The sequence below is a fragment of the Streptomyces sp. YIM 98790 genome (assembly GCF_011421595.1).
In the GTDB taxonomy this organism is placed as follows: domain Bacteria; phylum Actinomycetota; class Actinomycetes; order Streptomycetales; family Streptomycetaceae; genus Streptomyces.
On the sequence record NZ_WTLH01000027.1, the window covers coordinates 1 to 13,663 of the forward strand.

General features: G+C 72.0%; 14 protein-coding genes. 5 read left to right on the plus strand and 9 right to left on the minus strand.

Going from position 1 to position 13,663, the window contains the following annotated elements:
• Together GQS09_RS07310 and GQS09_RS07315 are read right to left on the minus strand one after the other, a co-directional pair.
• Positions 1 to 197 (minus strand): hypothetical protein (locus GQS09_RS07310; protein ID WP_165985172.1); only part of this gene is annotated, 197 nt, incomplete at its 3' end.
• Between the two features lie 185 nt (positions 198 to 382).
• A complete protein-coding gene (locus GQS09_RS07315; protein WP_165985173.1) occupies positions 383 to 1,378 on the minus strand; it encodes a bifunctional lytic transglycosylase/C40 family peptidase in 996 nt (331 codons plus the stop codon).
• 268 nt (positions 1,379 to 1,646) lie between these two features.
• On the opposite strand from GQS09_RS07315, the gene GQS09_RS07320 reads away from it, so the two are divergent.
• The gene (locus GQS09_RS07320) at positions 1,647 to 1,955 is read left to right on the plus strand and encodes a hypothetical protein (RefSeq protein ID WP_165985174.1); all 309 of its coding nucleotides are present in this window, start codon (positions 1,647 to 1,649) and stop codon (positions 1,953 to 1,955) included.
• Here GQS09_RS07320 and GQS09_RS07325 read toward each other — a convergent pair.
• Positions 1,952 to 3,124, minus strand: a complete 1,173-nt coding sequence (locus GQS09_RS07325; protein ID WP_165985175.1) for a sorbosone dehydrogenase family protein — start codon at positions 3,122 to 3,124, stop codon at positions 1,952 to 1,954. The two genes, GQS09_RS07320 and GQS09_RS07325, sit on opposite strands and share 4 nt — an antisense overlap.
• A 138-nt stretch (positions 3,125 to 3,262) precedes the next feature.
• On the opposite strand from GQS09_RS07325, the gene GQS09_RS07330 reads away from it, so the two are divergent.
• From GQS09_RS07330 to GQS09_RS07340, 3 genes are all read left to right on the plus strand, one after another.
• On the plus strand, positions 3,263 to 3,973 hold the full coding sequence (locus GQS09_RS07330; RefSeq protein ID WP_165985176.1) for a class I SAM-dependent methyltransferase: 711 nt from the start codon (positions 3,263 to 3,265) through the stop codon (positions 3,971 to 3,973).
• A 294-nt stretch (positions 3,974 to 4,267) separates the two neighbouring features.
• Complete coding sequence (locus GQS09_RS07335) at positions 4,268 to 5,320, plus strand: hypothetical protein (RefSeq protein WP_165985177.1); 1,053 nt, start codon at positions 4,268 to 4,270, stop codon at positions 5,318 to 5,320.
• Positions 5,321 to 5,468: 148 nt separating this feature from the next.
• Positions 5,469 to 5,810 (plus strand): hypothetical protein, encoded by a 342-nt coding sequence (locus GQS09_RS07340; RefSeq protein WP_165985178.1) that lies wholly within the window; start codon positions 5,469 to 5,471, stop codon positions 5,808 to 5,810.
• Positions 5,811 to 5,896: 86 nt separating this feature from the next.
• Here GQS09_RS07340 and GQS09_RS07345 read toward each other — a convergent pair whose 3' ends face one another.
• From GQS09_RS07345 to GQS09_RS07365, 5 genes are all read right to left on the minus strand, one after another.
• Positions 5,897 to 6,970 carry an ABC transporter ATP-binding protein gene (locus GQS09_RS07345; protein WP_165985179.1) on the minus strand — a complete coding sequence of 358 codons (1,074 nt, stop codon included), beginning with the start codon at positions 6,968 to 6,970 and terminating at the stop codon, positions 5,897 to 5,899.
• Positions 6,967 to 8,010: an ABC transporter ATP-binding protein gene (locus GQS09_RS07350; protein WP_165985180.1), complete on the minus strand. Its 1,044-nt coding sequence runs from the start codon at positions 8,008 to 8,010 to the stop codon at positions 6,967 to 6,969. Before GQS09_RS07350 ends, GQS09_RS07345 begins: the two co-directional genes overlap by 4 nt.
• Positions 8,011 to 8,173: 163 nt before the next feature.
• Positions 8,174 to 9,094 (minus strand): ABC transporter permease, encoded by a 921-nt coding sequence (locus tag GQS09_RS07355; protein WP_165985181.1) that lies wholly within the window; start codon positions 9,092 to 9,094, stop codon positions 8,174 to 8,176.
• Entirely contained in the window at positions 9,091 to 10,194 is a 1,104-nt protein-coding gene (locus GQS09_RS07360) for an ABC transporter permease (protein WP_165985182.1), read from the minus strand. Before GQS09_RS07360 ends, GQS09_RS07355 begins: the two co-directional genes overlap by 4 nt.
• A 4-nt stretch (positions 10,195 to 10,198) precedes the next feature.
• Positions 10,199 to 12,064: an ABC transporter substrate-binding protein gene (locus tag GQS09_RS07365; RefSeq protein ID WP_165985183.1), complete on the minus strand. Its 1,866-nt coding sequence runs from the start codon at positions 12,062 to 12,064 to the stop codon at positions 10,199 to 10,201.
• Positions 12,065 to 12,444: 380 nt separating this feature from the next.
• Between GQS09_RS07365 and GQS09_RS28555 the strand changes: the two genes are divergently transcribed.
• Positions 12,445 to 12,747 carry a DUF397 domain-containing protein gene (locus tag GQS09_RS28555; protein ID WP_313896031.1) on the plus strand — a complete coding sequence of 101 codons (303 nt, stop codon included), beginning with the start codon at positions 12,445 to 12,447 and terminating at the stop codon, positions 12,745 to 12,747.
• On the opposite strand, the gene mqnP is transcribed toward GQS09_RS28555, so the two are convergent.
• Positions 12,744 to 13,625 carry a menaquinone biosynthesis prenyltransferase MqnP gene (gene mqnP, locus GQS09_RS07375; RefSeq protein WP_243761199.1) on the minus strand — a complete coding sequence of 294 codons (882 nt, stop codon included), beginning with the start codon at positions 13,623 to 13,625 and terminating at the stop codon, positions 12,744 to 12,746. The genes GQS09_RS28555 and mqnP overlap by 4 nt on opposite strands.
• Between the last annotated feature and the right edge of the window lie 38 nt (positions 13,626 to 13,663).

The following is a 13,663-nucleotide window of genomic DNA, read 5'->3' on the forward strand; positions in this document are numbered from 1 at the left end:
GCCGGCGCCGGCGCGGCCCCGGCGGCGCCCGACCGCAGCGCGCGGCGCACGGCCAGCACGCAGAGCAGCAGCAGCGCCGGGAAGAGAGCGAAGCCGGTCAGCGCGGACAGCACCGGCTGGACCCAGCCGGGCAGCCCGTCCGCCAGGCCGCTGACACTGCGGAGCACGTCGGCGTCGGAGCCGGCCACCACGGTCATCCGCGTACTCCTCCCTCGTGCTTGTGCCTTGTGCTTGTGCCGCCGGGAGCGGAATCGCTCCCTCCAGTAGAAACCAGAGAACGCACCGCCGAACAGAGCGCATCCCACCGCGGCCCACATGGAGCCCAGGCGTTACGCAAGAGAGATGCACCACCTCGATGCGATCACTCAGAGCGATAGTAGCGTCACTCTGCGACAGGCCGGGTGGCACCGAAGTAATCGGCCCCGTCGATCGGGTCGAAGCGGATGACCGCACCGGTATAGGGCGCATTGATCATGTAGCCGCCGCCCACGTACAGACCGACGTGGTGGATGGAGCGGGAGTCGCCGAGGTCGGTGGCGAAGAAGACCAGATCCCCCGGGAGCAGTTCGTCCCGGGAGGGATGCGGCCCGGCGTTCCACTGGTCGTTGGCCACCCGGGGGATCTCGATGCCGACACTCGCGTAGGCGGCCTGGGTCAGGCCCGAACAGTCGAAGCGGCCGTCGTCCTCGGGGGTGCCCTCACCGCCCCAGAGATAGGGCTTGCCCAGGTGCTCCTGGGCGAAATTCACCGCACCGGCGGCGGCCCGGAGCGGCGGCAGCCGGTCGCCTCCGTCGCCGGGCCCGGTGCGGGCGGTGAAGCTCTCCTCGGCGGCACGGATGATCCGCACGTAGTTGCGGGTCTCCTCGTAGGGCGGCACGCCCTGGTACCTGATCACCGCATAGGGGCCGGCGTTGTACGCCGCCAGCATGTTGTCCACCGGATCACCGGGCACGTCCTTCACATAGGACGCCAGCGAGCAGTCGTACGACGCCGCGGACGGGATCGCGTCCTCCGGGTCCCAGACATCGGCCACGCCGTCGCCGTTGGCGTCCAGGCCGTGCACCGCCCAGGTGCCGGGGATGAACTGCGCTATGCCCTGCGCCTCGGCCGGGCTCTGGGCACGGGGATTCCAGCCGCTCTCCTGGTTGAGCTGGGCGGCCAGCAACGCCGGCGAGAGCGTCTCGCAGAGGTTGCCCCACCGCTGCACCAGACCGGCGTAGCGGGCGGGCACGGTGTTCTCGGCGAGCTGCCCGCTGCCCTTGCCGCCCCCGCCGCCGCCCAGTCCGGCCGCCGCGCTGTACACGCCGACGATCAGCAGCGCCATGAACAGCGCCAGCCCTCCCAGCCCGATCCCGGCCGCCGCCAACCCCTTGCGCATACCCACAACCATGCCCGATCCCCCCGCCGTTGTCCGCCCCCGATCGCGTTGCGGCGGGCTGGGCGCCTCTCCCGCACCGGGCTGACATCGCCCCGCCGGCCGGAGCCGGGGAGGTCCCGTGCCTTCATGAGTCCGGCATGCCGGAAACAGTGCTCACCAGAACCATGGCTCCTCCGCGGACGCTGCCGACTCTGGCGGCCCGTCACACATGTCTGCCGGCCGTGGCACAATCCGAGTGAGGCAGCACTGCGGGAGGCGGTGAACGCGGATGTATCTGGCAGCTGAGGAAGCCGACATCACCGAGATCATCGGTGGTATCGCGCCCGATTGGGGCCCTTTTGCGTCGCTTGGCAGCGAGGCCCGCACGTTGGTGCAGGTCATCATGGCTTTGGCGATCATCATCTGCCTGGCAATCGCCATCTGGGGCGCCGCCAAGCAGCGAATCGGCGCAACAGCACTTCATGACAGCTTCAGCGCGGAGCAGGGCAAAGGCCTCATCGTGGCCGGGCTCACCGGTGTCTTCATCATCGGTTCACTCGGCACTCTTTTCACCATCGTCTATGGGATGGCGATTTAGCTGACCGACAACTTCAGCAAGGCTGCACCTTCATCACCTGTGGCTAGAACCCACAGCGCATCCTCGCCTGCCGATGTAGGCGACCGAAGGCTGCTGTACCGGCCACTCAGCTCTCGTGGTGGTCCATTTACCACATCGACCGCCGGTCGCGGGTCAATCACAAGTTCCGTGCCGTCCAATGGCACCCGCCACAGGATTCCATCTGCCGTGGAGACCCAGAGGCAGCGCTGAGGTGTATAGGCGAGGCCCGTCGGGGCTGCGCCGTCCGTCCAAACATGGAGTGGTTGGTCCGAGTCGGCCAGGGCGAGCACGGCCGAGTCCTCCTCTCCTCGGCCGACTGCCCAGACGCGGCCATTCGCATCGAGAGCCAGTCCTTCGACGCTGCCCTGCGCACCCGAATACACCTCCATATCGGGCAACTGGGGATTCCAGGAGGCCCCGAGGACCTCGGGAGCCTTGAGGATGTCTCCGGCCGGCGAATCGCTCTGGGCAGTCGAGGACGTTCCTCCCAGGTCTCCCACACCGGCGTAGAGGCTGCCGTCCGGAGTGAGGAGCAGAGCCCCACCAACTCGCGTGTCACCCCAAGGCAGTCCGGTCAACCGGCCCGAGGTCTCCATCTGCTGGCCTTCAGGTTTGTCGGTTTGGTAGGCGGAGCGAACCACTCGGCTCTCGGATGTTGTGGTGTAGTAAGCGAAGAAGTACGTCTTGTCCGCAGCCGCCAGGCCGAGCAGGCCGCCCTCCCCCACCGCATGGGAAGCAGCCGTCCCGACCTCGGTGATATCGCCCGTGTCCTTGGCCACACGGTAGATGACACCCGTGGTGCGGCTGCCCACCAGCAGATCCCCGCTTGCGGGCAGAACGGCCAGTCCCCAAGGGTCGGTGATGCCGGTCAGCGGGTGCTCTTCGGTGACGGTCGCGGTGCCAGTGGGGGCGGCTGGTTCGAGGTCGTGCTCGGTGGGTTCCCGGGCAGGGCTGTCACCCTCGGTTCCGGATCCGGGAGACGGGGCGTCGGTGGGGGGTGGGGTGGTGGTGGTTTCGGTGGGGGGGGAGGTGGGGGTGTCGGATGCGCGGTCGGCGGCGGGGCCGCCGGCGCAGGCCGTGACGGCCGCGCCGAGCAGCAGCGCGACCGCCGCCCGGCGGATGCGTCTGTACGCCTGCGTCCGCGCCATCTCCCCGTGCCTCCCCGCTGCTCTGCCCCGGTCCGGCACCTAGCCTGCCACAACGTCTCGGCCGTCCAACGGCCTTGCCCCGACCCCGGCGGGGAAATGCGGTGGCGGGACCGGCCGGGTCCCGGGGAGGGTGGGGGGATGGTGAGCTGGGAGGACAGCGACTGGGTGGTGGACGAGCAGGCGCATGCCGGGCCGGAGCATCTGGATGCCGGTTTCGTCGCCGGGTTCGACCGGAAGCAGGGGTGGCCCGGCCCGGGGCCGGATCTGGCGGTGCTCCGCGCGCACGGACTGGACGGGTCGTCGCACGTGGTGGATCTGGGTGCCGGGACCGGGCGGTTCGCGCTCGCGGCGGCCCGGGAGTTCGGGAGGGTCACGGCCGTGGACGTGTCGCCCGCCATGGCGGAGCTGGTGCGGGAGCGGGCCGCGGCCTCGGGCCTGGGCAATCTCTCGGTCGTGCGGGCGGGGTTCCTGAGCTACCGCCACGGCGGCCCGGCGGCGGACGCGGTGTACACCCGGCATGCGCTGCATCAGCTGCCGGATTTCTGGAAGGCGCTGGCGCTGCGCCGGATCGCCGCCCTGCTGCGGCCCGGCGGTGTGCTGCGGCTGCGCGACCTGATCTTCGACTTCGGGCCGCAGGAGGCGCCGGAGGTGCTGGAGGGGTGGATGGCCGGGGCCGTGGAGGACCCCGCCGCGGGGTACACGCGCCAGGATTACGCGGAGCATCTGCGCACGGAGTTCAGCACTTTCCGATGGCTGTTCGAACCCATGCTGGCCGCGGCGGGGTTCACGGTGCTGGAGGCGGAGTTCCAGGACCGGATCTACGGTACGTACACCTGCGTACGGCGCTGACGGCCGGGCGGCCGGAGGGCCGGGCGGCCGGAGGGCCGGGCGGCCGGGAACAAGGCGAGTTTCGGGCGGTTTGCGGAAATGGAACCGTTGTCCGCCGGTGTTGAGGACTGCGGGGGCCGTACGGATGGCTGACGGCCGCCACATGGACAAGCAGTTCAGTGCGGGCGCCGGGCCGGGGCCGGACGGCGGCCGTTTCCGCATACGTTCGGCTACGAGGCGTCCTGGCCACCTGCCCGTCTGAGCACGGGTTCGGGCAGACTGGGTGCACGCCGCCTCCCGCCAAGGAGGAGTCCCATGGCCGACCGCACGCACAACCTGGCTGCCGGGGAACGGCGCGATGTCTTTCTCGCCGCGCCGTACCGCTGGTATGCCGTCAGGACGGTGCGGCCGGGGGACGATCCGGGGCCCGCGGACCCCTACTCACTGCGCTGGGCGGCCCGTGACCGCCCGCTGCGTTCCTGGGACGCCCCGCATCCGGCGGCCGCGTGGCTGAGCGCGCCGCCCGGCGGCCCGGTGCAGTGGCACGAGTTGCTGGAGGTCCCGGCGCCGCAGCCGCAGGAGGAGCCGTACGAGTCGGTGCTGCCCGCCCTCGGGCCCGAGGTCCGCCGCTGGGAGAACGCCGCCCGGCGGTTCCGGGAGGACGAGGAGTGGGAGCGGTATCTGCTCCAGTCGGTGACGCGCCGCCACTGGCGGTCCCGGGTGCCCTTCCTGGGGCGGCTGCTGCTGCGGCTGGCCGAACACCGCTACCGGCAGGGCGTGCTGGAGGCCCGGGAGGCTTATCTGCCGGTGCAGCGTGAGATCGAACGCCGGCTGCGGGAGGCGGCCACGGCCCGTGCCGCCTGGCAGCGGGAGCGGGGCCGGGCGGTGGAGCGGATGCGGCTGTCCCGGGCGGCGGCGCGGCGCGCGGCCTGGCAGTACGCGGTGCTGCCGCGGCCCCGGCAGCGGGCGGTGCTGGTGTTCCGCACGGACGCGCCGTCCGGGGTGGCGCTGCCGGCCGGGACCCGGCCGGTGGCCGGGGACGGGCATCCGGTGACGGCTCGTCAGTTGCTGAACGAACTGGTGACGCTCTTCGAGGGGCGGCGGCGTCCGCGCGCCGCGCCGGAGATCATGATCGACCCGGCGGCGGTGACGCAGGTGCTGCGGGACTGCCGGGCGGACGCCGGACCGGACGCCTCACCGGTGTGGCCGGAGGACTGGGACGAGGAAGAGCGGTTCGTGTACTGGTGGCGGACCTGCGTCAGCGTGCAGTGGCGGGTGGAGTCACGCGGCCGGGGGCACGGGCTGCGGCTGGTGCCGCCGGCCCGGCTGGGAGCCCGGCGCGTGGCTCGCGCCGCCAGGCGCGGATGAGTGATTCGCACGGATATTCACTCGTCGGAGTGATGTTCGACTGCTGTGGTTGCGGGGTCGCGCCCTGCCCCGGATGATTACTTCTCGTGATCAATCGAGCACCTTTCGTGCCGGACCGGCGGAAGGTGCCCGAGGCGAGGAGACCACCATGTACGCATCCCACCGCCGCCGGGCGGAGCCCTTCCGGACCGGGCTGCGCCGGGCCGCCGCCCTTGTCGGCACGCCGCTGGCCGCCGCCCTGCTGCTGCTGGCCGCGCCGCCCCCGGCGCACGCTGTCGAGGACACCCTGATCCTCAACCACCACCAGGTGCATCACGACGTCGACGGCTGTTACACCGCCAAACCCCACAAGGGGATGATGCACGTCACCAACCGGACGGACGAACTGGCCGTGGTCTTTCTGCTGCCCGAATGCCAGGGACCGGTGCTTGCCATGCTGGCACCCGGCGCCGCCCAGCACACCCGCGGCGCCAGCGTCTTCGTCGACTGAACCGCTCCGACCGAACCGCTCCGGCTGAACCGCTCCGGCTGAACCGCTTCCTCCGGCCGCATGGTGGTCTGGGCGGTCCGGCCGGTCTAGGGGAGCTTCCGGCGGCCGTCGCCGACCGCGGCCTCGCCGCTGGCGGCGGCCAGGTGGCAGGCCGCGCCCGGCACCCCGGGCGGCAGCACGGGCAGCGGGGCGGCCCGGCAGGCACCGGCCACCCCGGCCGCCTCTGCCTGCCCGCGGGCCAGGGCCGGGCAGCGGGGATGGAAGCGGCAGCCGCCGGGCACGGCCGTGGCGTCCGGGGGCTCGCCGCTCAGCACCTGCGGCTCGCCCAGCGGACTGTCCGGCAGCACCGAGACCAGCGCCCTGGTGTACGGGTGGCGCGGCCGGGTCAGTACCTCCTCCACCGTGCCGTACTCCACGATCCGGCCCAGGTACATCACGGCGATCCGGTCGGCGATGTTCCAGGCCAGGCCCAGATCGTGGGTGACGACCACGGCCGACAGGCCCAGCTCGTCGCGCAGCCGCAGCAGCAGGGCCAGGATCTCGCCGCGCACCGAGGCGTCCAGGGAGGCCACCGGCTCGTCGGCGATGATCAGCTTCGGGTGCAGCACCAGGGCCCCGGCGATCACCACCCGCTGCCGCTGACCGCCGGACAGCTCGTGGGGATAGGCCAGGAAGAACTTCTCCGCCGGGCGCAGTCCGGCCCGGGACAGCGCCTCGGCCACCCGCTCCCGCTCGGCGTCGTGGATGCCGTGGATGCGCAGTCCCTCGGCCACCGCGTCGTAGACGGTGTGGCGCGGGTTGAGGGCCCCGGTCGGGTCCTGGAGCACCAGCTGTGCCTGCCGCCGGTACGCCTTGAGTTCGCGGGTGCGGCGGCCCAGCGGCCGGCCCTGGAACAGCACGCGGCCGGAGGTGGGCCGTTCCAGGCCGAGCAGGGTCCGGGCCACGGTGGTCTTGCCGCAGCCGGATTCCCCGGCCAGGGCCAGGATCTCGCCGGGGTGCAGATCGAGGTTGACCCCGTCCACCGCCCGGGCGGTCCGCCCGCCCGGCGCGGGAAAGCGCACCGCCAGGTCCCGTGCACTGAGCAGAGCGGGGCCTGCGGCCGGTGCGGTGCGGCCCCGGCCGGTGCCGTCGGGTGCGGGGCCGGTGGTGGGGCGGGTCATGCGTCCCCCTCGGTCGGCAGGGCGGTTCCGGCGGCCGGTACGGGGGCGCGTGAAGCCTCCGGCACGTGCAGACAGGCGGCCTGCCAGCCGTGGCGGCCGGGCACCGGGCGCAGGTCCACGGCGGTGGCCGGGCAGGCGTCCAGCACCACCGGGCAGCGCGGATGGAAGGCGCAGCCGGAGGGCAGCGCCGCGGGGTCGGGCGGATCACCGGCGAGGCCGCGCGGATTGCGCCGCCCGGCCGGGTCGCCGACGGTGGGGAAGGCGGCGGACAGCGCCCCGGTGTAGGGGTGCCGGGCGGCGGCGAACACCTCCCGCGAGGGGCCGTGCTCCACGATCCGCCCGGCGTACATCACGGCGATCCGTTCGCAGGTCTCGGCCAGCACCGACAGGTCGTGGCTGATCATGACGAGCGCGATCTCCCGCTCCGCCACCAGGTCCCCCAGCAGCCGGAGCACCTGGGCCTGGATCATCACGTCCAGCGCGGTGGTGGCCTCGTCGGCGATGACGAGCCGGGGCGAGCAGGCCAGCGCCATGGCGATCATGACCCGCTGGCGCTGCCCGCCGGAGAGTTCGTGCGGGTGGCTGCGCGCCCGCCAGGCGGGCAGCCCGACCCGGGTCATCAGCTCCACGGCCCGCCGCTGTGCGGCCTCCCGGCCCAGGCCCTCGTGCAGTTCGATCGGTTCGGCGATCTGCCGGACGATGCGCTGCACCGGGTTGAGGGAGTGCATGGCGCCCTGGAAGACGATGGACGCCCCGGCCCAGCGGACCGCCCGCAGCCGCCCCCAGTTCATGGTGAGGGTGTCCTCGCCGTCCAGCAGGATGCGCCCGGCGGTCTCGGTGCCCGGCGGCAGCAGCCGCAGCACGGCCGCGGCCACGGTGGACTTGCCGCAGCCGGACTCCCCGGCCAGGCCCAGCGTCTGGCCCGGCCCCAGGGTGAGGCTGACGCCGCGCACGGCCGGGATCGCGCCTCGGGAGCCGCGGTAGGTGATCCGCAGATCGTCGATTTCCAGTACGGGCTGTCGCTGTGGTGCGGGGGTCATCGGCGGGTCTCTCCTCACCCGGGTCCGGTGGGCGGGCGGACGGCAACGGTCGGTACGGCTGGGCGGTACGGCTGTGCGGTGCGGGTGTGCGGTGCGGGCGTGCGGTACGGGGCATGCCGGGGGAACGGGCGGTGGGGGCGCGCGGTGCGGGCGCGCGGTGGCGTCAGGTGGAGCCCCGCAGCCGCGGGTTGAGCACCGCCTCGATGGCCCGTCCGCACAGCGTGAAGGCCAGCACCACCAGCAGGATGGCCAGCCCGGGCGGCAGCATGTACCACCAGGCGCCGGCCGAGACGGCACCGGCGTCGAAGGCCCGCTCCAGGATGGTTCCCCAGGAGAACTCGCTCGGATCGCCCAGCCCGAGGAAGGACAGCGAGGCTTCGGCCAGGATCGCGGAGGACACCTGCAGGGTGGCGCTGGCCAGCACCAGCGGCATCAGATGGGGCAGCACATGGCGGGTCATCTGGTGCCAGTGCCCGGCGCCCAGGGCGCGGGCGCGTTCCAGATAGGGCCGTCCCTCGATGGCCATGGTCTGGGAGCGGACCAGCCGGGCGGTGCCCGCCCAGGAGGTGAGGGCGATGGCCGCGATGATGGTGGTCTTGCTCGGGCCGAGCGCGATCACCAGCGCGATCGCCAGCACCAGACTGGGCAGCACGATGAACCAGTCGGTGAGCCGCATCAGCAGCCAGGAGACCCAGCCGCCGAAGTGCGCGGCCAGCATGCCGACCAGGGTGCCCAGCACCACCGCCAGCACGGCGGCGGTGATCCCGACCTGGAGCGAGACCCGCGCGCCCCACACCACCAGGGTGAGGACGGGGCGGCCGACCTGGTCGGTGCCGAACCAGAACTCGCCGCCGGGCGGCTCCATCCGGCCGCCGGGCGCGGCGGAGGCGCGCAGATGGTCCCGGTCGGTGTAGAGCGGGGCGAGCAGGGTGGCGGCGGTGATGCCCAGCAGCAGCGCCAGGCCCGCCAGCCCCGCGCGCTGCCTGCGGTACAGCCGCCAGAATCCGGCCAGTGCGGCCCGCCGCCGCGCCCACACGATGCCCCGGGCGGAGGGTGCCTTCTGCACTGCGGTGGTGTCGGTCATGCGGAGCTCCGCACTCGGGGGTCGAGGAAGCGGTAGAGGACGTCGGCCAGCAGATTGGCCAGGACGGTCGTTCCGGCGAAGAAGAGGAACAGCACCTGGAGCAGCGGGATGTCCGGCCCCTTGATGGCCTGGTAGAAGAGCAGGCCGAGTCCGGGCCAGCTGAAGATGGTCTCGGTGAGCAGGGCACCGTTGAAGATCGCGCCGAACTGGAGGGCGATCAGGGTGACGGTGGGCAGCAGCGCGTTGGGCACCGCGTGGCGGCGGCGCACCACCGCGTCCCGCAGCCCCTTGGCGCGGGCCACGGTCAGATAGTCGTTGCCCTTCTCCTCCAGGATGGAGGACCGCATGATCAGCACGTACTGGGCGTAGATGACGGCGGCCATGGTGCAGGCGGGCAGCACCAGATGGTGGGCCACGTCGACCGCCTCCGGCCAGAAGCCGTCGGCGACACCGCGCGCCGAGTGCATGCCGTTGACCGGGAAGAGCCCCAGCTTCACCGAGAAGACGATGATGACGATCATGCCCAGCCAGAAGGTGGGTGCGGACCACAGGGTGAGGGCGATCCCGACCTGGCTCCGCTCGAAGCGGCTGCCCTGCCGCCAGCCGGCCCGGGCGCCGATCCACACCCCGAGCCCGGCGGCCAGCACCAGCGCGGTGCCGGTGAGCAGCAGGGTGGCCGGCAGCCGGGACCACAGCAGGTCGGTCACCTGCGCCCCGGAGACGTAGGAGGTGCCGAAGTCCAGGGTGAGGACGCTGGTCACGTAGTCCCAGAACTGCACGCCCAGGGGGTCGTCCAGGCCGAGCCGTTCCCGGATGGCCTGCTGCTGCTCGGGCGTGGTGGGCGCCTCCCCGACCACGGCCTTGACCGGGTCGCCGCCGATCACCCGGAAGATGAAGAAGGCGCTGAACAGCACCAGCACCAGGGAGACGGCGGCGCCGGAGACCCGGGCGCCGAGGTAGCGCCAGAAGCCGCCGCCCGGTGCGCCGCGCCGGTCTCCCGCCGGGTCCGGGCCGCCGCTGCCGGGGGTGTCCGGGCCGCCGGGGGTTCCGGAGCCTCCGCCCGGAGGCTCCGGAACCGTGGCGGCGGGAAGGTGTCCCATCGCGTCACTCGCGGTCGTCGGCGGTCCTGCGGCGGCGCAGCGTCCACACCACGGCACCGGCCACCAGCAGGACGGCCACGAGGCCGGCGATGACCAGCCCGGCGCCCGGGCCGCCGTCGTCGTCGGAGTCGCCGGCGGCCTCGCCGCCCTCGCCGTCCTCCGCCGCGGCCACCGGGGTGGCCTGCTCGTAGCCGTAGGCGGCCTGCTGCCGGGAGATGGAGCCGCCGGAGGCGGGCATCATGCCGAAGCCGGTCCACTCGTCGGAGTACGCCTCCATGGCGAAGTCGTAGAAGAAGATGATCTGCGGCGTGTCCCGGTAGAGGATCTGCTGCATCTGCCGGACCGCGCCGGCACGGGCGTCGAGGTCCGGCTCCTGCTTCTGCTGCCGGAAGAGGGCGTCGAACTCCTCGTTGCAGTAGAAGGAGAAGGTCAGGTCGGTGGGCTCGGGCTCGGCGGGCAGCCGGTCGCAGGTGTGGTAGGCGAAGTCCTCGTCCGGGTCCGGGCCGTAGTTCCAGTTCCCGAAGGCGATGTCGAAGTTCCCGGCCTCCACCTGCTCGTTGAGCGGGGTGGTCTCCATGGCCTCGGGCCGCAGCTCGATGCCCAGTCCGGCCACCCAGTCGACCAGGAAGTCCTGGATGTCGGCGTAGGAGGGGCGGTCGGAGTGGTAGTAGAGGCGGAACGACAGCGGTTCGCCGCTCTCCGGGTCGACACGCAGCCCGTCGCCGTTGCGCTCGGTGTATCCGGCCTCGTCCAGGAGCTGGTTGCCCAGTTCGGCGCTGACCTCGACGGTCTCCTCGCCCGGGTCCCAGAAGTGGGCGGTGAAGATCGGCGGCACGATGGACACGCCCGGGGTGGCGTTGCCGCCGTGGATCACCTCGATCAGCCGTTCCTTGTCCACCACGTGATGGATGGCCCGGCGGACCGCGGGGTCGGTCAGCGCGGGGTGGCCGTCGCCCATCGGGGTGCCGTCCCGGGTCCGGGCCCCGACGTTGAAGCCGATGGAGTCCCAGTGGCGGCTGGGCTGGATGTTGACGCTGATGCCGTCCTCGGCCTCCAGCGCCGCGGTCTGCTCCGGGTTCAGCTGGTCCAGCAGGTCGATCTCGCCGCTGATCAGCGCCTGGACGGCGGCCTCTGTGGTCTCGTAGCTCTGGAAGACCAGTTCGTCGTAGGCGACCGGGCCGGCCCAGTAGTTCTCGTTGGCGGTCAGCACCACGCGTTCGCCGGGGCTGTACTCGGTGAGCCGGAAGGCGCCGCTGGTGGGCTGCCCGGGCTCGCCCAGGTATTCCTCGGGATTCTCGATGCCGCTCCAGACGTGCTCCGGCATGATCATGGTGTTGTTGAGGTGGTTCATCAGCGCGGAGGGCTCCTCCACGGTGATGACCAGCGTCTTGTCGTCCACCGCCTCGATGGAGGCCATGTTGTCGACCAGACTGCCGTGGCGCTCGTGGAACACCTCGTTGTTCTGCAGCAGCTCGAAGGTGAACGTGGCGTCCTGCGCGGTGACCGGCTCGCCGTCCGACCAGGTGGCATCGGGGTCGATGTAGTAGGTCCAGGTGAGACCGTCCTCGGAGTGCTCCCAGCGCTCGGCCAGTGCCGCGGTCGGGGCGTAATCCTCCTGTCCCCACTGGATCAGCGGGTCGTACATGAGATTGTTGATTTCGCCCTGGATGACCCATCCGGAGTCCAGGGGATTCAGGTGCGGGATGTCGTTCAGGCCGACCTTGCCGACGACCAGGGTGTCCTTCCGCTCCTTGGCGCCGGGCGCCTCGGCACCGGCGCTGCCCGCCTGGGCCATTGTCAGCGCGATGCCCCCGGCGACCGTGGCGGCGGCAGTGCGCCTGAGGAACGACCTGGTGTGCCCGTGTGCCACCGCAGTTCTCCCCTTCCGCGAGCTGGACAATCAGCGAGTGCCGAGCACGATCGAGCACCGCCGGAAATAAGTCAATGCCCATTGCGGAAACTTTCATACAGCGGAAAGAAATCCCTTCGGAATCGGCACGGAAAACGCCGTAAAAGGGCGGGAAATCTCCTTGCCGCAGGAGCCGGAAAGACGAACACATCAACGGTCGGACCTCTGAAGGAAACCCCTTTACCTGCGGTTTTTGTTACCAACACGAAATCTTTCCGTCCCGGCCGGCCGCCCGGCCCGCCCGCCCCGTCCGCGGCGGCCCGCCGCGGACGGCCGGTAGGGTGGTCGCCGGCGGCCGCTGTCGCGGACCGTGTGCGCACCGTGACCCGGAGGAGGCGAGAGTGGCGGCGGAGATCGATTACGAACGGCTCGACTGGGTGCGGGCCGAGGTCGAGGACGGCAGCGACGAGCACTGCTTCGAGGTGGCCGCCGAGGGCGACCTGGTGTTCATCCGGCAGACCGACGAGCCGGAGAAGATCGTCACCACCACCCGCGCCAAGTGGGACGCCTTCGTCCTCGGCGTGCAGAACAACGAGTTCGACCACTTCGTGGCCGACGTCCCCGGCTACCGGGCCGGGGTGCCCGGCCCGCCCGGCGGACGGCCCGCAGGCGGGAACGTCCGCCCCGGGCCGGACGAGCGCTAGACGCCGAGGCCCCGGACGGTCAGGTCCAGCAGCGCGAAGACGAACAGGCTGATCCCGACGAAGCCGTTGACCGTGAAGAACGCCCGGTTCAGGCGGCTGAGGTCACCGGGCCGCACCAGCGAGTGCTCGTAGCCGAAGGACACCGCGACCACCGCCAGGCCCGCCCAGAAGAACCCGCCGGCCTCGGTCAGCAGCGCGAACCACACCAGCAGCGCCAGGGTGAGGCCGTGGCAGACCCGCGCCCCGTACAGGGCCGGGGCGATCCCGAACCGGGCCGGCACCGAGCGCACCCCCTGCGCCCGGTCGGCCGCCACGTCCTGGCAGGCGAAGATCAGGTCGAAGCCGCCGATCCAGATGCCCACGGCCAGCCCCAGCACCACCGCCGGCCAGGACCATGCCCCGGTCACCGCCAGCCACGCCCCGACCGGACCGATGGCCTGCGCCAGCCCCAGGATCGCGTGCGGATAGGTGGTGAACCGCTTCCCGTACGGATAGACCACCATCGGCACCGCCGCGGCCGGGGAGAGCACCAGGCACAGCGGGTTGAGCAGCGCCGCCGCCGCGAAGAATGCGGCCAGCGCGATCAGCGCCCCGGTCCAGGCGGTGCGCACCGACACCGCGCCGGTGACCAGTTCCCGGCCCGCGGTGCGCGGATTGCGGGCGTCGATCTCCCGGTCGATGATCCGGTTGGCCGCCATGGCGAAGGTGCGCAGCGCCACCATGGCGAGGGTGACCAGCAGCAGCGTCCACCAGTCGATCCGCCCGGCCGGGCGGTCGCCGCCCTCCGTCTGCATCGCGGTCAGGGCGGCGATGTAGGCGAAGGGCAGGGCGAAGACGGAGTGCTCGATCATCACCAGCCGCAGGAACGACCGGACCAGCCCGGGCCGCCCGCCCGGTGCCGCCCCGCCGCCGCCCT